Annotated in this window: 17 protein-coding genes and 1 tRNA gene; 13 read left to right on the plus strand and 5 right to left on the minus strand. The window is 61.6% G+C overall.

Annotation, left to right across the window (positions count from 1 at the left end; translation table 11 throughout):
- Positions 1-12: 12 nt before the first annotated feature.
- A complete protein-coding gene (locus WFJ47_RS10970; protein ID WP_336762977.1) occupies positions 13-657 on the minus strand; it encodes a hypothetical protein in 645 nt (214 codons plus the stop codon).
- 25 nt (positions 658-682) lie between these two features.
- Positions 683-3,478, minus strand: a complete 2,796-nt coding sequence (locus WFJ47_RS10975; RefSeq protein WP_336763116.1) for a phosphoenolpyruvate carboxylase — start codon at positions 3,476-3,478, stop codon at positions 683-685.
- A 196-nt stretch (positions 3,479-3,674) separates the two neighbouring features.
- On the opposite strand from WFJ47_RS10975, the gene WFJ47_RS10980 reads away from it, so the two are divergent.
- From WFJ47_RS10980 to WFJ47_RS11015, 8 genes are all read left to right on the plus strand, one after another.
- Positions 3,675-5,006, plus strand: coding sequence for a DUF445 domain-containing protein (locus WFJ47_RS10980; RefSeq protein ID WP_336762979.1), 1,332 nt, complete (start codon positions 3,675-3,677; stop codon positions 5,004-5,006).
- A 130-nt stretch (positions 5,007-5,136) separates the two neighbouring features.
- A complete protein-coding gene (locus WFJ47_RS10985) occupies positions 5,137-5,616 on the plus strand; it encodes an SUF system Fe-S cluster assembly regulator (protein ID WP_336762981.1) in 480 nt (159 codons plus the stop codon).
- A gap of 1 nt (position 5,617) precedes the next feature.
- The gene (gene sufB / locus WFJ47_RS10990; protein ID WP_264815033.1) at positions 5,618-7,105 is read left to right on the plus strand and encodes a Fe-S cluster assembly protein SufB; all 1,488 of its coding nucleotides are present in this window, start codon (positions 5,618-5,620) and stop codon (positions 7,103-7,105) included.
- An 11-nt stretch (positions 7,106-7,116) separates the two neighbouring features.
- On the plus strand, positions 7,117-7,887 hold the full coding sequence (gene sufC, locus WFJ47_RS10995; RefSeq protein ID WP_336762985.1) for a Fe-S cluster assembly ATPase SufC: 771 nt from the start codon (positions 7,117-7,119) through the stop codon (positions 7,885-7,887).
- Entirely contained in the window at positions 7,884-9,101 is a 1,218-nt protein-coding gene (gene sufD, locus WFJ47_RS11000; protein WP_336762987.1) for a Fe-S cluster assembly protein SufD, read from the plus strand. The genes sufC and sufD overlap by 4 nt, the downstream gene beginning before the upstream one ends.
- Positions 9,102-9,103: 2 nt before the next feature.
- The gene (locus WFJ47_RS11005) at positions 9,104-10,336 is read left to right on the plus strand and encodes an aminotransferase class V-fold PLP-dependent enzyme (RefSeq protein ID WP_127102588.1); all 1,233 of its coding nucleotides are present in this window, start codon (positions 9,104-9,106) and stop codon (positions 10,334-10,336) included.
- Positions 10,337-10,352: 16 nt separating this feature from the next.
- The gene (locus tag WFJ47_RS11010; protein ID WP_127102587.1) at positions 10,353-10,733 is read left to right on the plus strand and encodes an SUF system Fe-S cluster assembly protein; all 381 of its coding nucleotides are present in this window, start codon (positions 10,353-10,355) and stop codon (positions 10,731-10,733) included.
- Positions 10,734-10,747: 14 nt separating this feature from the next.
- Complete coding sequence (locus WFJ47_RS11015; protein WP_336762990.1) at positions 10,748-11,131, plus strand: iron-sulfur cluster assembly accessory protein; 384 nt, start codon at positions 10,748-10,750, stop codon at positions 11,129-11,131.
- On the opposite strand, the gene WFJ47_RS11020 is transcribed toward WFJ47_RS11015, so the two are convergent.
- The 3 genes from WFJ47_RS11020 to WFJ47_RS11030 all read right to left on the minus strand — a co-directional run bounded on the left by WFJ47_RS11020 (position 11,122) and on the right by WFJ47_RS11030 (position 15,559).
- Positions 11,122-12,408: a class I SAM-dependent RNA methyltransferase gene (locus WFJ47_RS11020; protein WP_336762992.1), complete on the minus strand. Its 1,287-nt coding sequence runs from the start codon at positions 12,406-12,408 to the stop codon at positions 11,122-11,124. The two genes, WFJ47_RS11015 and WFJ47_RS11020, sit on opposite strands and share 10 nt — an antisense overlap.
- Positions 12,409-12,414: 6 nt before the next feature.
- Positions 12,415-14,895: a DEAD/DEAH box helicase gene (locus WFJ47_RS16555; protein ID WP_408868650.1), complete on the minus strand. Its 2,481-nt coding sequence runs from the start codon at positions 14,893-14,895 to the stop codon at positions 12,415-12,417.
- A gap of 211 nt (positions 14,896-15,106) precedes the next feature.
- Positions 15,107-15,559 (minus strand): hypothetical protein, encoded by a 453-nt coding sequence (locus WFJ47_RS11030; protein WP_336762994.1) that lies wholly within the window; start codon positions 15,557-15,559, stop codon positions 15,107-15,109.
- Positions 15,560-15,688: 129 nt separating this feature from the next.
- Here WFJ47_RS11030 and WFJ47_RS11035 point away from each other — a divergent pair, with 129 nt between their 5' ends.
- The 5 genes from WFJ47_RS11035 to clpX all read left to right on the plus strand — a co-directional run bounded on the left by WFJ47_RS11035 (position 15,689) and on the right by clpX (position 20,958).
- Positions 15,689-17,158 carry an NAD(P)H-hydrate dehydratase gene (locus WFJ47_RS11035; RefSeq protein ID WP_336762996.1) on the plus strand — a complete coding sequence of 490 codons (1,470 nt, stop codon included), beginning with the start codon at positions 15,689-15,691 and terminating at the stop codon, positions 17,156-17,158.
- 29 nt (positions 17,159-17,187) lie between these two features.
- Positions 17,188-17,272: transfer RNA gene (locus WFJ47_RS11040), tRNA-Leu, on the plus strand.
- A gap of 101 nt (positions 17,273-17,373) precedes the next feature.
- A complete protein-coding gene (tig, locus tag WFJ47_RS11045; protein WP_127102582.1) occupies positions 17,374-18,705 on the plus strand; it encodes a trigger factor in 1,332 nt (443 codons plus the stop codon).
- A 142-nt stretch (positions 18,706-18,847) separates the two neighbouring features.
- Entirely contained in the window at positions 18,848-19,486 is a 639-nt protein-coding gene (locus WFJ47_RS11050) for an ATP-dependent Clp protease proteolytic subunit (protein ID WP_127102581.1), read from the plus strand.
- Positions 19,487-19,689: 203 nt separating this feature from the next.
- Positions 19,690-20,958, plus strand: a complete 1,269-nt coding sequence (clpX, locus tag WFJ47_RS11055; protein ID WP_336762999.1) for an ATP-dependent Clp protease ATP-binding subunit ClpX — start codon at positions 19,690-19,692, stop codon at positions 20,956-20,958.
- Positions 20,959-21,108 lie beyond the last annotated feature (150 nt).

Consider the following 21,108-nt stretch of genomic DNA (forward strand, 5'->3'; position numbering starts at 1 on the left):
TGCGCACCCTCTCTATCGCCCTGGCGGGAATGCCTTTTTGATGGCCTCGTCTGCCGAGTCAAAACGGCCCTCCAGTTGAACGACGCGTTGAAACTGGAAGTAAAGAGGTGTCCAGCCCGGTGTGCCATCCGAGGCAACGAGTCTGAAGTAGATAAGCCGGACGGGAGCCGGATCTGGCACCGGGCCATCGATCATCCTCTGGCACTCCACCAGATAAAACCCGGGGCGCGCCGGGTCCGCTGAAGTCGCAAAGGCAAGGGAAAGAATGGCGTCTTCGCCTGTATGGGGGGCATCCTGCAAATGATCGCGCAGCCCGTCCTTTGCGTTTTCTGGCAGGGGGTCGCTGCCTACCTGAGAAAAGCGACCTTCGGTATCGCGCACGGTCACCGTGAGGTCGTGATATCCCCAAGCATTCCCATTCTCGCGCCAGCTCTGCAGCACATGCAGAACGCCGTCGGGCGCGATCTCCCTGATCGCTCTCGGGTCCAGTTTTCCGCCAAGCGCGAAACGTGTTTCACCCTCGTTCAGGGCGAGTGGCCGCAGAGGTGGCAGCTCGGCGGCGCTCGCCGGGAGCGGGAGAACCAGGGCCATTGTCATCGCCAGCCCGAGAATGCGCTTGGGATGGCATGATCCTATGCCGAAGACGCGTTCTCTCATGGCGCTGCCCTCCCAACTTGGCGTCTCAGCCGAATGATCCATTGGCATGCATGACGGCGACGCTGATTTCGCGCAGTACCGCGAAGAGACGCGCCATGGGAGCGAAGATTTCTTCATGCTCGCGATTGAAGCCGTGATCGTCACGCGGGCCGCTTGGCTCATGGAAATCCAGATCGGTCACGATACCGGCGGATTGCGGGAAGATCTCCGAGAGGCGCTTGAGCACCGCCGGGATTTCGAGCTGCAAGACAAGGCGCAGCAGGGTCTCCCGATTGATGTCATTGCGCGGGCTGAAATAGGGGATACGCGTGGCCAGAAGCCAGATCTGTCCAATCACGGCGTGGCGTATCGCATGGAGTGTCCGCTCCTGCGCGCTCATCTTGAGCGTATGGCTCCAGACTGATTCAAGCGCAATGTTATCGGCCTGAATGCGGCGGAACATCGCGGGTAGGCTGCGCCAGAACTCAAGTCCTTCGAGACCATGGGCCAGCACCAGATGCTGGCTGCGCTGTTCCTCATTGCGGGCCGAGGCCGCGCGATCCAGCCAGGTACCCGGGTCCAGCAGACGTACGATGCCGCGCAGCGCCCCGATATCGGAATGGGCGGCCGCCTGACGGGCAAAATCAAGCGCAAGACCAAAGCGACGGCTGCTACGGGCAAGTTTCTCGAACGTCTCCGGATGGCGCGATGCTGCAGTGCCAAAACCCTGCAGCACATTGGTCCACCAGCCGAGCTGTTCCAGAATGGCGTTATTCGGAATGGCGCGAAGCTGGCTCGGATGCGTGATGCGCGTGACGCTGATCCCGTCACCCTGGCGGGCTGAGGGGCGCGAGCCCGATTTATCGATCAGAGCAGGTCCGAAGGCGCCCAGAAGCCCGGCATAGCCGGGATCTTCCACCAGACTGCTCATATCAAGCGCGATGGTCGAGAAGAAATCCGCAGAAAAATCAGGCTCGTCATAAATCGGGTCGCGCGTGGCCGAGAGCGGGCGCACCAGATGTTCCGCCAGGGTCGCGATGGTGGAGGCGGCAAGCGGTGCCGTGCCGAACAGGGTATAGCCATCGCCGCCCTGGAAAGCGGCTTCCTCACGCAAACTGATACCGGCCTTCGCAAAAAGACCGCGCGTATGGTCGGGCGAGAAATAGCTCAATCGATCGGAAAGACTGAATGGATGAGCCCCGCGCCCAATGCTCTCGCCATGGGTGTCGAACAGAACGAGTTCGATATCCTTCATGTCATGCTTCTGCATGAGTGCGAGCGTGCGCAGACGCAGGCGCTCGACCAGATTGGTTGCAGCGAGCTGGCCGATATAGCGGCCCGAATCCGAATACCCGAATTGCAGGCACAAACGTCCGTTATTGCGGATGTATTGACGCCAGTGAGGAGAACGGAACGCTTCCTCCAGGATGATCTCGCCATGCTCGAGTGCGCTCTGCGTCTCGAAAAGCGGAGAGATCTGAATTTGCTCGTCTCGGATGCCGAGCATACGGGCCAGCCAGAGCGTGGCCAGAAGCGTGTAACCGCTCTCGGTCTCGGCAATCAGGAAGCGGATAGGGGTAGCCATGTCGATGTGCTTGAGGATCTGCGCCATCGTCATCATCAGACGGCCGGCGGAGGATTGCTCCATCATGACCGCGCCAAAATCGACCGGGATCGGTGCCTTCAGAGATTCGAGCGCTTCATTGATCTGCGACAGCACAAGGCGACGACGCGACGGAATGGTGGGATCGTCTTCTATACCCAGACGATGGCGCACCACGTTATAGATCTGGGTAGCATTCAGGCGTGTATGGATATGCGCCGCCCCCAGCCCGTGAGCCATGAAGCCCGAGCGCGCGGTTAGAAGGGCTGCGCGCTGGTTCGCGTCGATCCGGGCGAGCGCCTCGTCAAAAAGTGGGGCCAGTGTCTCGGCCGAGATCAGAGCAGCCTCGCGACGGCTCACGAGAGCCTGCGCGAAGGCGGCGATGGCGCTGGCATCATGGCTGTGCTGATCGGGGCAGGCGGCTTCCTGCTCCTTGACGGCTCCCAGGGCGACATCGATACGCGCGACGAGTTGCGAGCAATGGGGCAGCAGGGATTCGAGCTGGGTACGCAGGCGCTCCAGCTGTGTGCGCTTGAGCGCCAGCCGAATGCGCAGCGTGTCCCACCAATGAATGTCGCTGCGGCCATCCGTATCGAACCCGACCCAGGTCGCCAGGATCAGTGTCTTGATATCGAGGCTGTTCAGTTCCTCGATCTGGTCAGGCCAGCGCTTGGCGGCGTGTTCCAGAATGGCCGCGTTGAAGATATCGAGCGCGTCGCGTCCGCGCAAAATGGCCGTGAGGGCGAGATTCTGCTCATGGGCGAGCGTAGGCGCCGCCTCCCGACGATGGGATTTCAGCTCGGGAAGACGATGGGCGGGGTCTGTCGCCATTTCGACAATGTGCCGATAGACGTTGTCGGCCAAAGCAAAAGTCGGATGTGCCGTGAAGACGGCGGCAAATCCCGGACGGGAAAGGCGTGAAACGAGCGCCTCCAGCGTGTCGCAACTCTCGACCGTTTTCCGGGCGGCCTCGACCAACCTGTCCTGGGGCGCGCCATCATCCTTCAGACCCACATAGCTGCGCAACCGTGCGGCCCGGCCTTTGAGATTGCCGTCGCGGAGCACACGTACGGCGTTTTCGAGCGTCGAGACCGATACGGCGCCGTCAATCAGTTCGTCGCCGATCTGGCTCGACAGGGCCTCGATCGGGTCGGGAGCGTGGCGTTCATGGGTGGCCCGGTCCTGCAGGGCCTGCATCTCGCCCGTCAGGCGCTCGGCGAAAGCCGCGCCTTCTCGCATATCTGGAGCGATTTTCTGATCGGCCTTGGCGGCGGGCGTTCCGGAAGAGGCGTGATGCGGCGCGGTATTGGACAAGGCACTCTCGCTTGAAGTCGGTTCACGGATTGTGACCGGTTTTCCATGCCCGCAGGGCAATGGCAATGGAGGATCGCGGGAGCGCAGGACTTTTTGTTCCGGCGGTGCTAATCGATCCTTCATGCATCATCCGAATTCCGATCAGTCGATCCCGTCCGAGCGTATGAGCGATGTCGCTGCGACCGAGGCCGAGGCGCTGGCCAGCCTAAGGGCTTCGCGTCGTCTGGCGGGTGGTCTTCTGGTTTCGATGGGCGGTCTGATGGTCATCTCCGCCGGGCTCCCGGCATTGGGTTGGGTGCGTGACAGCTATCTGCTGGAGGTGCTGCGTTCGGGTGCGCGGGCGGGCGTGGTCGGCGGTATTGCCGACTGGTTTGCGGTAACGGCGCTGTTCCGCCATCCGCTGGGGCTCCCCATTCCGCATACTGCGGTTCTGCCCCGCCAGCAGCCGAGGCTGGCTCGTGCGCTGGGGCGTTTCGTCTCGACGCAGTTCTTTACGGAAGAAGATGCCGGACGGGCGCTCGCCTCGGCAGATGTGGCGCGCATTCTCGCCAATCTCCTGCGCCAGCCGCGTACGGCCAATGCCACCGCCTCTGCCCTGCGACGTAGCGTGCCCGATATGCTTGATCGGCTTGAGGACGGGCGCGCTTCTGCCGCCATAGGCAAGGCGCTGCCTGTTCTGGCGCGCGGCGAAACCTCGATCAAGGTCGTGACCAGGGCGCTCCGGGCGCTGGTCGATAATGAACTGCATCAGGAGGTTCTGTCCGCCCTGCTCGAGCGGTTCAAGCTCGGCGTGCAAAAGCGTGAAGCCACGCTGCGCAGCTTTATCGAGGAGCGCGTGCGCGAGCAGGGGGGGCGCATGATCGGCTGGGCCATTGGCCCATCCGTTGCCAACCGCGTGATCACCGCGCTCTATCTGGAGCTGGAGCGGATAGACCCGCAGGACTCGGAACTGCGCGAGGGATTTACCGGGTGGATCAGGCAGGAAATAGACCGTCTGGAAGAAGACCCGGAGCGTCGGGCGCGCTTTGGCGATGCGATATCGGGCTATCTGGGCCATGACAGCCTGAAGCTGTGGTGGTCCGAGATCTGGCAGCGCTTCAGGGGACTGGCCGAAGCCGATCTGGCCTGTGAGGACGGATGGAGCCGCAGTGTCATCGAGGCGGCGCTGCTGAGCTTGGCCGATCAGCTCGATCATGATCCGGCCATGCGGGCGCGTCTGGAGCAGACGCTCAAGACCACGCTCGTCCGTATCCTGCCTTCGCTGCGCGACAAACTTGCCGCTTATATCGCCTCGGTCATGGAGCGCTGGGACCCGCAGGAGCTTTCAGCACGACTGGAGCAGCGTGTTGGCCGCGACCTGCAATACATTCGTATCAATGGCACGCTGGTCGGCTTCGTGGTGGGGGCCGTTCTGGACATGCTCATGAGGCTGTGTTTCGGCCATCTCGGCTGAACCCTGTTTTTATCGGCATCACAAAAGGCGAAAAGGGTTGACGCAGCGCCTTCGCGCGCGCATCTGCTAGAAAAATAGCACCATTTAGGTCTTTAATTTCTGTTTATGCGGAACTGATCGAGGGAGCAGAATGCTCAGGTTATCGAAACTCGCCGATTACGCTACGGTTCTGCTTGTGCAGCTTGGCCAACAGGACGCGCTCGTGACGGCTACCGCGCTTGCGGGCGCCACGGGTGTGCCGGAGCCGACTGTCGCGAAATTGCTGAAGGGTCTCGCTGCCGATGGCCTCGTCGCCTCGCATCGCGGGGCTCGTGGCGGCTATCGCCTGGCGCGTTCGCTTTCCGATATCTCGATCGCTGCCGTGATCACGTCAGTCGACGGGCCGATCGCTCTTACAGCCTGTGTCGAGGGGCGCGTTTGCGAGGCCAAATCGCTTTGCGCGCTCTCCTCCGGACAGTGGGACATGGTCAACAAGGCCATCCGTTCGACCCTCGAATCCATCAATCTAGCCGATATGAGCCGCGCCCATCTGTCAGGCAGCATCATGCCTGCGTCGCGGTGCGTGGCCCCGGACCATATGCCGGATCATCAGCCTGCCGGGGAGGGATGACATGCCAGCCGTAACCGAAACACGCGAAGCCGTCGAAACCCTTGGCCAGTCGACCTATAAATGGGGCTTCGAAACCGATATCGAGATGGAATTCGCGCCCAAGGGGCTGAGCGAGGAAACCATCCGCTTTATCTCTGCGCGCAAGCAGGAGCCTGAATGGATGCTCGACTGGCGCCTGCAGGCCTTCCGCGCCTGGCAGGCGATGGAAGAACCCACATGGCAGAAGCCGGAATATCCGGCCATCGACTATCAGGATGCTTTCTACTTCGCCGAGCCGAAGAAGAAGCCCGGTCCGAAATCGCTGGAAGAAGTCGATCCCGAGTTGCTGCGCACCTACGAAAAGCTCGGTATCCCGCTTCATGAGCAGGCCATCCTGGCCGGTGTCGAGGGTGCCGATCAGGCCGAGCGGCTGCCTGTGGCCGTGGATGCGGTATTCGACTCCGTCTCGGTTGTGACGACCTTCCGCAAGACGCTGGAAGAGGCCGGGGTAATCTTCTGCCCGATCTCGGATGCCATTCGCGAGCATCCCGAGCTCGTGAAGCGTTATCTCGGTTCCGTCGTGCCGGTCAGCGATAATTTCTTTGCAGCGCTGAATTCGGCTGTCTTCACGGATGGTTCTTTCGTCTATGTGCCGGAGGGCGTGCGGTGTCCGATGGAGCTCTCGACCTATTTCCGCATCAATGCCCGCAACACAGGGCAGTTCGAGCGGACGCTGATCATCTGTGAGGACCGCGCGACCGTTTCCTATCTCGAAGGGTGCACGGCACCCATGCGCGACGAGAACCAGCTTCACGCAGCCGTGGTCGAGCTGGTGGCGATGAATGACGCCACGATCAAATACTCGACGGTGCAAAACTGGTATCCGGGTGATGAGAATGGCAAGGGCGGCATCTATAATTTCGTGACCAAGCGCGGTGCATGTCGTGGTCGCAACGCCAAGATTTCCTGGACGCAGGTCGAGACGGGCTCCGCGATCACGTGGAAATATCCGTCCTGCATTCTGGCAGGCGAGGGCTCGGTGGGCGAATTCTACTCGGTCGCCGTGACCAATAATCGCCAGCAGGCCGATACGGGCACCAAGATGATCCATCTGGCGCCGAATACGCGCTCGACCATCATTGCCAAGACCATCTCAGCGGGTCATTCGGACAGTACCTATCGCGGTCTGGTGCGTATGATGCCCAAGGCACGCGGCGCGCGTAACTTCACGCAGTGCGACAGCCTCCTGATCGGGGATCAGTGTGGCGCCCATACGGTGCCCTATATCGAAAACCGCAACATGACGGCACGCGTTGAGCATGAAGCGACAACCTCGAAGATTTCCGAAGACCAGCTTTTCTATTGTCGCTCGCGCGGCCTCTCCGAAGAGGACGCTGTGGGTCTGATCGTCAACGGGTTCTGCAAGGATGTCCTGAAGGAACTCCCCATGGAGTTTGCAGTGGAAGCGCAGAAGCTCCTGCAACTCAGTCTTGAAGGTAGCGTCGGGTAAAGAGCCGCAACATGAATGATTTTCTGAAAATTTCCGGTCTCTGTGCGCAGATCGACGATAACGGAACCCCCAAGGAGATTCTGCGCGGTCTGGATCTCGATGTGCCCAAGGGCGAGATCCACGCGATCATGGGGCCGAACGGGTCGGGCAAATCCACCCTGTCCTACGTGCTTGCCGGACGCGAGGATTACGAAGTGACGGGCGGCAGCGCGCATTTCATGGGTGAGGATCTGCTCGCCCTCGAGCCGGAGGAGCGCGCGGCTCTTGGCGTGTTCCTGGCGTTTCAGGCACCTGTGGAACTGCCGGGTGTGAACAACGCCAATTTCCTGCGCACCGCGGTAAATGCCGTGCGTCGCGCCCGCAAGGAAGACGAGCTGGATGCCGTGGGTTTCCTCAAGGCCGTGCGTGCGGAAACCAAGCATCTTCACATTTCGGACGAGATGCTCAAGCGCAACGTGAATGTCGGTTTCTCCGGCGGCGAGAAGAAGCGCAACGAGGTGCTTCAGATGCGTATGCTGCGCCCGAAATTCGCGATCCTCGACGAAACGGATAGCGGCCTCGACATCGATGCACTGCGTATTGTGGCCGAGGGCGTGAACAGCCTGCGTGGGCCTGATTTCTCCGCGCTCATCATTACGCATCACCAGCGTCTGCTCGATTACATCAAGCCGGATCGCGTACATGTCATGGCCAAGGGCCGGATCATTCATAGTGGCGGTGCCGAGGTCGCACTGGCGCTTGAGGCGCAGGGTTATCAGCAATATCTCGAGGCGGTGGCATGAGCGAAAGCGTCGCTTTTTCGCCTGCAATCGGGTCTTTTCTCGCACGCGCCCATAAAGGCGAAGCGAGAGAGCTCCTGGCCCGTCAGGGTCTGCCCCAGCGTCGTCTCGAGGCGTGGCGCTATACACCGCTGCGCGATGTTGATCGCATCGGGTTCGAGCAGCCGGCGCCCGTTTCGCTGGGCGAGGCGGAAGCCCTTCTGGCGCGCCTTGCTCCCGAGGCCCGCAGCGGCTCTCGTGTCGTGTTCGTCAACGGCGTGCTTGTTCCCGAGCTGACGCGCCTTCCCGAGGCGGTCGTCCTGACCGCGCTTGAGGCGCCGCTTCTGGCGGACCGTCCGCTCAGCGTTCTCAACAGCGCCCTGCAGCAGCCGGGTCTGTCCCTGACGGTTCCCGCAGGCATGGAGGCCGGTCAGATCTGTCTCGTCTCTCTGGTTTCGGGGGAAGGGCCGGTTTCGACGCATCTCACGCATCAGGTCACGCTCGAAAAAGAAGCGACCTTGACCCTTCTCGATATCCAGTCGGGTGAAGGCGCTTATCTGGCTAATCCGTCTCTGACGGTATCCGTGGCCGAAGGGGCGCACCTGACCCATCTGCGTGTCCAGCAGGATGATGTGCAGGCTGCGAACCTGACGCTTGTGAATGCAAGCATTGCCGAGCATGGGACTTATGACAGTTTCACTCTGACGCTCGGCGCCAGGTTGTCGCGTCATGAGGTTCTGGCGCATCTGGGTGGCAAGCATGCGACCGTGCATGTGAATGCGGCGCAGCTTCTGGCTGGTACGCAGCACGCCGATCTGACCTCCGTCATCACCCATGCTGCACCGGACTGCAATTCTCGCCAGACGGTCAAGAACGTGCTGATGGATGCGGCGCATGGTGTTTTTCAGGGCAAGATCTATGTTGATCGTATCGCCCAGAAGACCGATGGCTATCAAATGAATCAGGCGCTGCTTCTGTCCGAAAAGGCGCAGATCGACAGCAAGCCCGAGCTTGAGATCTACGCTGATGACGTCAAGTGCAGCCACGGTGCCACTGTGGGCGCACTCGATGACGAGCAGCTTTTTTATCTGCGGGCGCGTGGTGTACCCTATGAAACCGCGAAAGCCATGCTCGTCCGGGCCTTCCTGCTCGACGCGCTCGCTCTGGTCACCGATGAGGCTGCTTATGCCCTCCTGGACCAGCGCGTCGAAGCCTGGTGGCTGAACAGGGAAGGGTGATCATGTCAGGAGACGTGCTCGACCGTTTCGCGTCCTTGCGGGACCGGTTTCCGATCTTGTCTGAGACAGTTCATGGCCGTCCGCTGGTCTTCCTGGACAGCGCGGCCTCGGCACAGAAACCGGATAGCGTGATTGCGGCCATGGCTCAGGCCATGCAGCATCAATACGCCAACATCCATCGTGGCCTGCACTGGATGAGCGAGCGCACGACCGAGGCCTATGAATCGGTGCGTACCCAGGCCGCCTTGTTTCTCAAGGCGCCGGATCGCCGTGAAATCATCTTCACGCGTAACAGCACCGAGGCCATCAATCTCGTCGCGCATTCCTATGGCATGTTGCTGAAGCCGGGCCAGGCGATCCTGATTTCCGAGCTGGAGCATCATTCCAATCTCGTTCCGTGGCAGATGCTGCGCGATCGAGCCGGGCTGGAACTCCGCGTGGCGCCGATCACCGAGACCGGGGATCTGGACCTCGACGCTTACGAGAGCCTGCTCTCGGACGGGCGTGTCGGGCTTGTGGCCATCACCCATATGTCGAATGTCCTGGGGACGCTGACGCCGGCGCATGAACTGGCGCGTCTGGCGCATGCGCATGGCGCAAAGATCCTGCTCGATGGGTCGCAGTCAGCCGTGCATCGCGCCATTGATGTGCAGGCGCTCGGGGCGGATTTCTTCGTCTGCACGGGGCACAAGCTCTATGGCCCGACCGGCATCGGGGTGCTCTGGGGCCGGTCCGAGCTGCTCAATGCCATGCCGCCTTTCCTGGGTGGTGGGGAGATGATCGAGAGCGTCAGCTTCGAGAAATCGAGTTGGGCCGGGCTGCCGCATAAATTCGAGGCAGGGACGCCGCCGATCATCGAGGTCATCGGGCTCGGCGCGGCGCTCGCGTTCATGGAAGAGCTGGGTGCCGAAGCGATCACCGCCCATGAAAAGGCGCTCGTGGCCTATACCCGTAACGTGCTGGGCGGCAGTGAGGGCGTGAAGCTCGTAGGCGCGCCTGCCGATCAGGGCGGGGTAGTCTCTTTCATTGTCGATGGGGCGCACCCACATGATCTGGCGGTTCTGCTGGATCGCCAGGGCATTGCCATACGCGCTGGACAGCATTGCGCCGAACCGCTGATCCGTCGGCTCGGGCTCACCGCCACAGCACGGGCGAGCTTTGGTGTTTACACCACACGCGACGATATCGATGCACTGGTCAAGGGCGTTGCGCGCGCCCGACAGATGCTGGTCTGATTGAGGGAGGTCATTCATGTCTGAAGAGGGTCACATCCTGACCAGACCGCTCGGCGCTCCGCCCGAGGAAACCGTTGCTGCAGACCAGGCCGGTGTTCCCGATGAGGACAGCGTCATTTCCGCCATTGCCACGGTCTATGATCCGGAAATCCCGGTCAATATCTACGAGCTGGGGCTCATCTATGCGATCGATCTGCATGATGACGGGCGCGTCGATATTGAAATGACACTTACGGCGCCCAATTGTCCGAGCGCACAGGAATTACCCGAGCAGGTGCGCGAGGCCGTGGCCGCTCTTCCCGGGGTGAGCAAGGCCAGCGTCGCTATCGTCTGGGATCCGCCATGGGATATGAGCCGCATGAGCGACGATGCCCGGCTTGCACTGAACATGTTCTGAACAGGGAAACGAGTATGAGCGCGACACAGACAGAACAGGCCCCGATCAAGGTCGCGGTCCCCCGGGCGCTGCCTCCTCTCATGCAGATGACCGAGCGTGCAGCCTCGCGTCTGAGGAAACTGTATGAAGGCGCGAACAAGGGCCAGCTCCTGCGTATCGGGGTGAACACGCGCGGATGCTCGGGTATGTCTTATGACATGAGTTTCGTCGATGCGGCCCTGCCCGGTGATGAGCGTGTGACGGATCATGGGGTGGACGTGCTGGTCGATCGCAAGGCGACCCTGTTTCTGATCGGGACGGTAATGGATTATGAGGTCAAGGATCTCGAATCAGGCTTTACCTTCACCAATCCCAATGAAAAGGGCCGCTGCGGGTGCGGTGAGAGCTTTCACGTCTGACGGCGTGAAAGTCTCTTTTTGCTTTTTGTGAAGCTGACGACGGCTTCAACTTCCGTAGACCAAAGGAACTGGTCGATAACCGAAACGGATAGCACCTCGTATCCCGCTTTCTGCAGAAGAGCAGAGTCTTTCTGGAGCGCTTGCGGGTTGCAACTTACATAGACGATATCTTCCACGCCGGAGCGTGCGATATGGTCCATCTGGATCAACGCTCCCGCATGGGGCGGATCGAGCACGACCACGCGGGCCTTGGCAAATTCCTTGGCGATCAGGGGCTGGCGTGTCAGATCGCGGTGCGTCGTTTCGATTCTCTGACCGATCGCCCCTGATTTGAGGGCTGAGATCGCCTCGAAATGCCCTTCATAGGCGAGAACGCGCCCTTTCTGGGCCATGGGAACCGTCAACGTACCAAAGCCCGCGAAGAGCTCAACGATAGGATCGCGCCTGTTCAGCGAGGGCAGCGCATCGAGCACTGCCTGAGCGATGGCGCTCTCACTCTGTTCCGTCGCTTGCAGGAACCCGCCAGGGGGCGGGCACAGCTTGACCGCACCGAAGGCATGGAAGACGGGTCCCTGCTGAGCGACGATCTCGAATCCCTGCTCGGGGCGGCGCCTCGACTTCCATGAGATACGGGGAATCCTGTGATCTCGCCCGAACGCCGCGAGTTTTACGCGGTCGGTCGGCGCCAACGCAGAATCGGTCGAGAGCAGGATATCCGGACCCGAACTGTAGAGATTGATCTGGAGATCACCGCCTCCTGTCACTGCGCCGAGCGAAGACAGGACGTGGCGCAACGGGTCGAGCAGCGCCAGGAGCGCAGGATGCACGACATGGCACTCTGTCATGTCGACGACATCGCCGTGACGGCGATGGAGGCCGAGAACGAGTCGACCCGGCTGTCGCTGGAAGGCCAGATCGATACGGCGGCGCGTCTCGGGAGGAACCTGGACGGAGGTGACGCGCGGGAGCGTGCGGAAGCCTGCCCGTTCAAGAGCGTGGCGCACAAGCGCGGTTTTCCAGTCGAGCAATGCGGGGAGGGCAGTGGTCTGCATGGAACAACCGCCGCACTGCCCGAAGAGCGCGCAGACGGGCGATACGCGTTCAGGGGAAGGGGAAAGCAGGTCGAGCACCTCGACATGCCGGTCATCCCCCACGCGAAGACGCATCCGGTCACCCGGCACGGCGTGAGGGATGTAGGCGGGCTTGTCATCAATCAGCACAAGCCCGTCGCCATTCGCGCCAAAGGCGCGAATTTCGGCTTCAACGATACTGGGCATCAGGGATCAGACTGTGCCGCGATGCTGGATCGGTCCGACCTGCTCGTCCTGCTCGATGCGCCGATTGCGGCGCGGCAAGAGCATGAAGGCAGGCGTTTCATGGCCGAACCCGGTGCGCGGCGTATCGTGATCGAAGGACGAGGTAGGGGCCACAGAGCCGCGCTCAGCCGGGACTTCCTGCGTTGGCGCGGCTTCTTGACGCAGCGCTTCCTGAGGTGCAACCCGGTCACGGTCACGGTCACGGTCACGGTCACGGTCACGGTCACGGTCACGGTCACGGCTCTCGCCATGGCGGTTGTGACGGCCACCGCGATCCTTCCCGTGACGGCGCTCCCGGCGCTCCGGCTGAGCGCCGTCCTGCTCCGGATCGGCCCAGGGCAGGGTCTCGATACCATCGATCTCAATCATTGGAAGCGGGGCGTGCTTCAGCTTCTCGATCGCCTCGGCCAGCTGCTTCTGGCGCGGTGTGGCCAGGCTGAATGCATGGCCGGTCTTGCCTGCACGACCGGTGCGTCCAATACGGTGGATGTAATCCTCTGCATTGAACGGCAGGTCGAAATTGAACACATGCGAAAGCCCGCCGATATCGATGCCGCGCGCGGCTACATCGGAGCAGACAAGGATCTGCAGTTCACCCGCCTTGAAACGCTCGAGCGTCTTGAAACGCAGGGACTGAGCCAGATCGCCATGGAGATGACCGACCGCGAAACCATGCTTGTGCAGCGACTTGTAGAGGACATCGACATCGCGCTTGCGATTGCAGAACACGATGGCGTTCTGCACGTTCTCGCGCTTCAGCAGCTTGCGCAGAACGCGGCGCTTGTCGGCCTCGTCGACGACAAGAAGCGCTTCCTCGATGGTTGTCGCGACCGAGGAGGGGCGTGATACCGTAATCTCTTCCGGCAGATGCAGGAATTGATCGGCCAGTGTACGGATTTCCGGCGCCATGGTTGCCGAGAAAAGCAGTGTCTGACGACGAACGGGCAGCATGGAGACGATACGGGTGATATCGGGGATGAACCCCATATCGAGCATGCGATCGGCTTCATCGATCACGAGAATGCTTGTCTGGGTCAGCAATAGCCCGCCACGATCGAACAGATCCATCAGGCGGCCCGGCGTTGCAATGAGGATATCCACGCCTTGGTTCAGCACCGCGCGCTGATCGGCCATGCTCTCGCCGCCAATTAGCAGCGCGTGGTTCAGGCGCAGATGCTTGCCGTAAAGGGTCAGGTTCTCCGCTACCTGAAGCGCGAGTTCACGCGTCGGCTCCAGAATCAGGGAGCGCGGCATGCGTGCGCGGGCGCGCGACCCGGCCAGACGCTCGAGCATCGGGAGCGTGAATGAGGCCGTCTTGCCCGTTCCTGTCTGGGCCACGCCGAGCACGTCCTGACCGCCCAGAACCACAGGGATAGCCCGGGCCTGGATCGGGGTTGGATGCTCGTACCCCATCTCCTCAATGGCGCGCATGATTGGCGTGGAAAGGCCGAGTTCGGAGAAAAGCGGCTTGGGCGCGTCGACAAGAGCCTTCATCGCCTCATCGAGAGGCGCAGCCGCGATCTCGGTTTCGGGCGCTGGGGCGGTTTCAGCGGTGGGTGCTGAAGAGCCTTCCGCGCTCTTGCGGCCACTGCGTCGGCGACGCCCACGCGAGGCGGCCTGAGCCTCCGCCGGGGCTTCATCGGAGGGTTGGGCAACGACGGATGAGACTGGCTCGGTCTTCTCTACGGGATTCGGGGCGATTTCCGGCGCATTTTCCTGCGCGTCGGCTTTTGCCTTGGCATCCTTCACCGCGGCGCGACGGGCCGGTGCAGCGGTCGTGCTCGCGGCATTGCGCTTGCGCCCTGGACGCCCCTTTGCCGGGGCTGCGTCACGGGGGAGCTCGGCAGGGGGCTCTGCCTGTATCTCGGCTGCGGCCTCGGCAGGCTTTGCTTTCGCCGCCTTTGCGGCGATTTCCTTTGCCGGGGAGGTCTTCGCTGTGGCCTTCGGGCCGGGCTTGCGACCGCGCGCAGGCTTTGCCGCCTCAGACTCTGCCGGGCTCGGCACGGGGGCCTCGACGACAGGCGCTACGACCGGATTTTTGCGCGGGCGACCGCGACCACGCTTGATGGGCGGTGCTTCAGTCGTAGGCATCGCGGCAGTGACGGGCTCGGACTTGACCTCGGAAGCCTTGGCGGCAACCGCTTTCGCTGGGGCCTTGGTCGCCCTGGGCTTCGTTGATTTGACAGAGTCCGCCTCGACACCGGTCTTCACTGCCTTGGCGGGCTTGCTCAACGCCGCTTTCGTGGCGGTGCCAGGTGCTTTCGTCGTTGCAGTCCTTGGCTTACGAGCAGATTTGACCTTGGTAGCACCGGTCTCTGTTGCGGGCTGCGCGTCGCGCGGCTGCGTGTCAGACACAGCCTCCATCACGGGGAGTTCCGTCTTCGAGGTGGAACGTTTCTTGCGTGTGGGGGAGGTCTTTGCGGAACCTGCGATCGATTTTGCGGTCAAACTGCTCTCTGATAACTTTGGAGGTCTAGAAATAATGCGATGCGTCGGCACGGCATATTTACAGAGCGGCCAGCTGAGATGGCTGGCCAATCGACTGTGCGTTATCTGGAAATCCCGCAAAAGGCAAGGTTTTACGGTATCCTAGCCAGAGGGGACGCCGCAAGGCATCGCGACCCATGATCTGTGGTTGAAACAGCAGGGCTTCGTCAGGTCAGACATTACCGCCCATGGCGGCGAAAAACACCGTGAGAACTCCGATCGCTACCATCAGCATCACGCGCTTGCGCACGGCGTCGAACAGTGCGGGTTGGGGGCGTATGGCGCGGCGCAGGCTCTGAAACGGCCCGAGATAGGCATTGACGAAAACCAGGGCCATGACGATTGCAAGCCCCTGCATGATATTGATCGGCAGGCTCATTGTCGCAAAGCCGCCAGCGTGAATGACGAGCAGCCAGCCCGTGATCAGAGCCGTTGGAATGATGTGCAGGAGCGCACGGAAATAGCGTGCGATCAACTGGATCTGGACATTCTGGCGCTGCGCCGGCTCGAGCAGGGCCACCGTGCTGCGGCTTGCGAGCGCCGCATACAGCCCGCCGCCAATCCAATAGGCCATGCATAGAAGATGCAGCGCGAGGATGACGCTCCACAGATACGGGTTGGACATGAATGCTCCACAAGAAATCAGGGCCAGGGGTGCTCGTCCCTCAAAAGGGCGGGATCATGCATACCGGCGGTTTAATGCAACGTTCCCTAGCAGTCTGCGCAAAATCATCAACAGCGGAGTAAGCCCCAGATGCGTTCAGTCCTGCGTTTTTCCCTTCCCACGCCTGCGCAATGCGCCGCCATGGATGCCATGGCCAGCCGTTCGACCGGAATCAGCGCCCTGATGGAGCGCGCGGGCTGGGTCGTCGCGCAGGCAATTCGCGCACGTTATGCCCCGTGTCGCGTGCTGGTGCTGTGCGGTCCCGGCAATAATGGAGGGGATGGCTATGTAGCTGCGCGTTACCTGGAACGGGCTGGCTGGCCAGTGCAGGTTGCCCCACTAGCCGAGCCGCGGGCAGGCAGTCCTGCGGCGGAGGCGGCCGAACGCTTCCGGGGTAATCGTGTTGACTTTACGGCCGTGAATGCTGCCAGAGCGGATCTGGTGATCGATGCGATTTTTGGAGCAGGGCTCGACCGGGCGCCCTCCGATGCCATCATGGCAGTGCTTTCAGCGTCGCGTAGACTGATTGCCGTTGACCTGCCGAGCTTTGTGAATGGCCTGACCGGCGCTCTGCTCGTCGAGGGGCCGCAGTACGAGGCCAGCGTGACTTTCGTCAGGCCCAAACCCGGTCATGTGCTCTATCCCGGCCGCGCTTTGTGTGGCGACATTGTTTGCGCGGATATCGGGATGCCGCAGGATTGCCTGGCTCATGCAAAGCCGAATCTCTTTCTCAACCAGCCGGGGCTCTGGTCTATCCCCGAGATGACCCCTCAGGACCATAAATACAGCAGGGGTGTCGTAAGCCTTTGCGCCGGACAAGTTATGCCGGGGGCAACGCGTCTCGCGGCGGCGGGTGCCCGTGCCAGTGGGGCGGGGCTCGTGCGCATCAGCGCCGGAGCGAGTGCCGAAGCCTACAGGCTGGGCGCACCGGGACTCGTGATCGACGAAGAACCGCTCGATGCTTTGCTCGGGGACCCCAGGCGCGAAACATGGCTCTGCGGGCCTGGGCTGACCCCTGGAGAGGTTGCGAAGAGCCTGCCGCAGCTGATTGCGGCCGGGAAATGCATTCTTGCCGATGCTGGGGCGCTGGGCTGGGCTGCCGATGCGCCGGAGAAGCTGGCTGGCGTAGCAGTCATCACGCCTCATATCGGAGAATTTACCAAACTCTTTGGGGCGCCGGGTGAGGATATCGTGAGTGCGACGCGAGACGCCGCGAAACGCATCGGGGCGGTGGTGCTGCTCAAGGGGGCGGTTAGCGTGATCGCCGCCCCTGATGGCCGCGCTGCCCTCAATGATCATGCAAGCCCGGCTCTGGCCACGGCGGGTTCCGGCGATACGCTGGCCGGTGTGATCGGAACGCTGCTTGCAGCGGGCATGCCTCATTGGGAGGCCGCCTGTGCGGGGGCTTGGCTCCATGGCGAGGCAGGGTTGCGCGCCGGAAATTGGCCCATAGTCGAGGCGCTGGACGCCCATCTGGGCGATGCCCGCGCCGAGGCCATCGATCGGGCGCGGCGCCTGTCTTGTGAAAAGGATGATCTTGCTGTAAAGCGGCGCGCTTGACGGTGCAGCTCTGGCTGAACCGAGTGTGTGCGGGCGTGGTGGAATTGGCAGACACGCCAGATTTAGGTTCTGGTGGCGCAAGTCGTGGGGGTTCAAGTCCCTCCGCCCGTACCAAAAATTTCTCCTTAGTCGGGGCTTCCTGCCTTGCCCGTGCTGCGATGAAGCCGGGTGCGGGGCCCCGATGGCAACCCGGTCAATAGAGGATCGCCTGACAGATGCAGGTTACCCAAACGCAATCCGAAGGTCTGAAGCGCGGCTTTACCGTCACTGTGCCGGCTGGCGATCTGGAGGCGCGACGCGCCGCTCGTCTCGCCGAGCTCGGCCGCACCATCAACCTGCCTGGCTTCCGCCCCGGCAAGGTGCCTGCCTCGCTGGTCAAGCAGCGTTATGGCGCCGCCCTAAATGGCGAGATCCTCGAGCAGGCCGTCAACGAAGCCACCAACAAGGTGCTCGAAGACAACAAGCTGCGCCCGGCTGTCCAGCCGAAGGTGGAGCTGGTTTCCGGTGGTGAGGGCGAAGGCGATCTGGAATTCAAGATCGACCTCGAAGTGCTACCCGAAATCTCTGTTCCTGACCTGTCCGGTCTCGAACTGACCCGCCTGACGGCCAAGCCGAGCGATGAGACGATCGACAAGGCACTCGCCGAGCTTGCCAAGCGCCAGCGCAACTTCGAGACGATCGAGGAAGACCGCGCTGCTGGCACGGGTGATGTCGTGAACTGCGACTTCGTCGGCAAGCTCGACGGCACGCCGTTCGATGGTGGTACGGCGCAGGACGTCAATGTCGAAATCGGTGGCGAGGGCTTCATCCCCGGGTTCGCCGAGCAGCTCGAAGGCATGAAGGCTGGCGAAGAGAAGGTGATCACGGTCACGTTCCCCGCCGAGTATCAGGCCAAGGAACTGGCTGGCAAGGAAGCGACTTTCGACATCAAGGCGAATGCGCTCAAGACCCCGGTCGATCCGGCGCTTGATGACGAACTCGCCAAGAAGATCGGTTTCGAAAACATCGCTCAGGTGCGTGACATCATCGTCAAGCAGGCGGAAGGCGAGTACGGCCAGCTGTCGCGTCTGCGCATCAAGCGCGAGCTGCTGGATGCCCTGTCAGGCAAGACCGATTTCGAAGCGCCCGAAAGCATGGTTGAGAGCGAGTTCGGCCAGATCTGGCAGCGCGTGGAGCAGGATCGCGCCTCGGGTGAGATGGATGAGGAAGACGCGGGCAAGGATGAAGACACCCTGCGCGCCGATTACCGCAAGATTGCCGAGCGCCGCGTCAAGCTGGGTCTGCTTCTGGCAGAGATCGGCCGTACCAAGGAAATCACGGTCACCCGTGAAGAATTGATGCAGGCGGTTCGTCAGGAAGCCATGCGCTACCCCGGTCAGGAGCAGGCCGTTTTCGAGTTCTTCGGCAAGAACCCGCAGGCAGCCGATGGTCTGCGCGGCCCGATCTTGGAGAACAAGGTCGTCGATTACCTGATCGAGCTGGCCAAGGTCACCGACAAGGAAGTGACGCCGGAAGAGCTGGCCGAAATCCCGCCCGCCGATCTCTGATCGGCTGAGTCGCACCGCGACTCTTGGAGTCCGTTCGTTTTTTGACGGACGGGCTCTAGGCGTTCATGGTGGCCATACCAAGATGAGAGAAGTCACGCACCGGCCCTGATGGGGCCGGTGCCAGTTAGGAACGGAAATGGCCATGAGGGATCGCGATCCTGTCGAGATCTTCAACAACGCGCTCGTACCGATGGTCGTCGAGCAGACGTCACGCGGCGAACGCGCTTTCGATATCTATTCCCGCCTGCTTCAGGAGCGGATCATCTTTCTGACAGGCCCTGTCTATGACCAGGTGGCCGCTGTCATCTCGGCCCAGCTCCTGTATCTTGAGAGCGTGAACCCGAGCAAGGAAATTTCCTTCTACATCAATAGCCCCGGCGGTGTGGTTTCGGCCGGTCTCGCGATGTATGACACCATGCAGTATATCCGCTGCCCCGTGAGCACGGTGTGCATTGGTCAGGCCGCTTCCATGGGATCGCTGCTTCTGGCAGCCGGTGAGAAGGGACGTCGTTTCTGTTTGCCCAATGCGCGCGTGATGGTGCATCAGCCCTCCGGCGGCGCTCAGGGACAGGCTTCCGACATCGAGATTCAGGCGCGCGAGATTCTCGAGATCCGCAAGCGTCTGAACGAGATCTATCGCCACCATACGGGCCGCAGCCTAGAGGAAATCGAGCAGAAGCTCGAGCGCGATACCTATCTCTCGGCTGACGAGGCCAAGGCTTTCGGGCTGGTGGACGAGGTCGTTCAGGCTCGCCCCAAGAGTGTTGCCGAGCAGGGTTGATCCTGCTTTCCGGTTGTGAGGTCCGGCCCTCCTGCCGGGCCACTTGCTGGGTTTTCAGGCCCTGCATCGCCCCCATGCCAAGTATCCTATTATTGCCCCGTGCCGGGAGGGGCTTGCCGGGCTCTCGCTGCCTGGCCTAAGTTTGGAATTCCCCCGACGCGACGTGACCTCACGGTCGCCCGGGTCGGGGAGGAGGAGCAACGATGACGAACAAGACCGGCGATTCGAAAAACACCCTGTACTGCTCGTTCTGCGGCAAATCGCAGCATGAGGTACGCAAGCTCATTGCCGGTCCAACCGTCTTCATCTGCGATGAATGCGTCGAACTGTGCATGGATATCATCCGCGAAGAGCACAAGACGCATCTTGTGAAGTCGCGCGACGGTGTGCCGACCCCCAAGGAAATCTGCAAGGTTCTCGATGACTATGTGATCGGCCAGTTCATCGCCAAGCGTGCGCTGTCTGTGGCTGTCCATAACCATTACAAGCGCCTGGCGCACGCGCAGAAGAGCAATGATATCGAGATCGCAAAGTCCAATATCATGCTTATCGGTCCGACCGGATCGGGCAAGACCCTGTTGGCCCAAACGTTGGCGCGCATTCTCGATGTGCCCTTCACGATGGCGGATGCCACCACACTGACCGAAGCCGGTTATGTGGGTGAGGACGTCGAAAATATCATTCTGAAGCTGCTCCAGGCCGCCGATTACAATGTCGAGCGCGCTCAGCGCGGCATCGTCTATATCGATGAGATCGACAAGATCTCGCGCAAATCCGACAACCCGTCGATCACGCGCGACGTGAGCGGGGAGGGCGTGCAGCAGGCGCTTCTGAAGCTGATGGAGGGCACGGTTGCATCCGTGCCGCCACAGGGCGGCCGCAAGCATCCGCAGCAGGAATTCCTGCAGGTCGACACGACCAACATGCTCTTCATCTGCGGCGGTGCCTTTGCCGGGCTGGACAAGATCATCTCGGCGCGCGGCAAAGGGTCGGGCATTGGCTTTGGGGCCGATGTGCAGAACCCCGATGACCGTCGCCTGGGTGCCGTCCTGCACGACGTCGAGCCCGAGGATCTGCTCAAATTCGGTCTGATCCCCGAGTTCATCGGTCGTCTGCCTGTGGTCGCCACGCTTGAGGATCTGGACGAGGACACGCTGGTCGCCATCCTGTCCAAGCCCAAGAATGCGCTCGTGAAGCAGTATCAGCGCCTCTTCCAGATGGAGGGTGTGGCTCTAACCTTCACCGATGACGCACTCGTGCAGATCGCGCAACGCGCGATCGCCCGCAAGACGGGCGCGCGCGGATTGCGCTCGATCATGGAAGCCATTCTGCTCGGTACCATGTTCGATCTCCCCGGCCTCGATGGCGTTGAGGAGGTCGTGATCAACAAGGATGTCGCTGAAAATCGTGCGGCGCCCGTCTATGTCTACGGCAGTGGCAAGGCCAGCGAACCGGCTGAGCAGTCTGCCTGACCCTGCAGGGCAAAACCGGAGGGTCGACTTGCCGCAGCGCTCCTCCGCTCTCATATACAAGGTTGCTGCCTGGACAGGCAGCGCTGACGCGGCGTCGTTCACGCCATATTTCGGGTGACCATGCCGAGATCGTCCTCGAGGAGATCAATA

The sequence above is a fragment of the Asaia sp. VD9 genome, assembly GCF_037150015.1.
Lineage (GTDB): Bacteria > Pseudomonadota > Alphaproteobacteria > Acetobacterales > Acetobacteraceae > Asaia.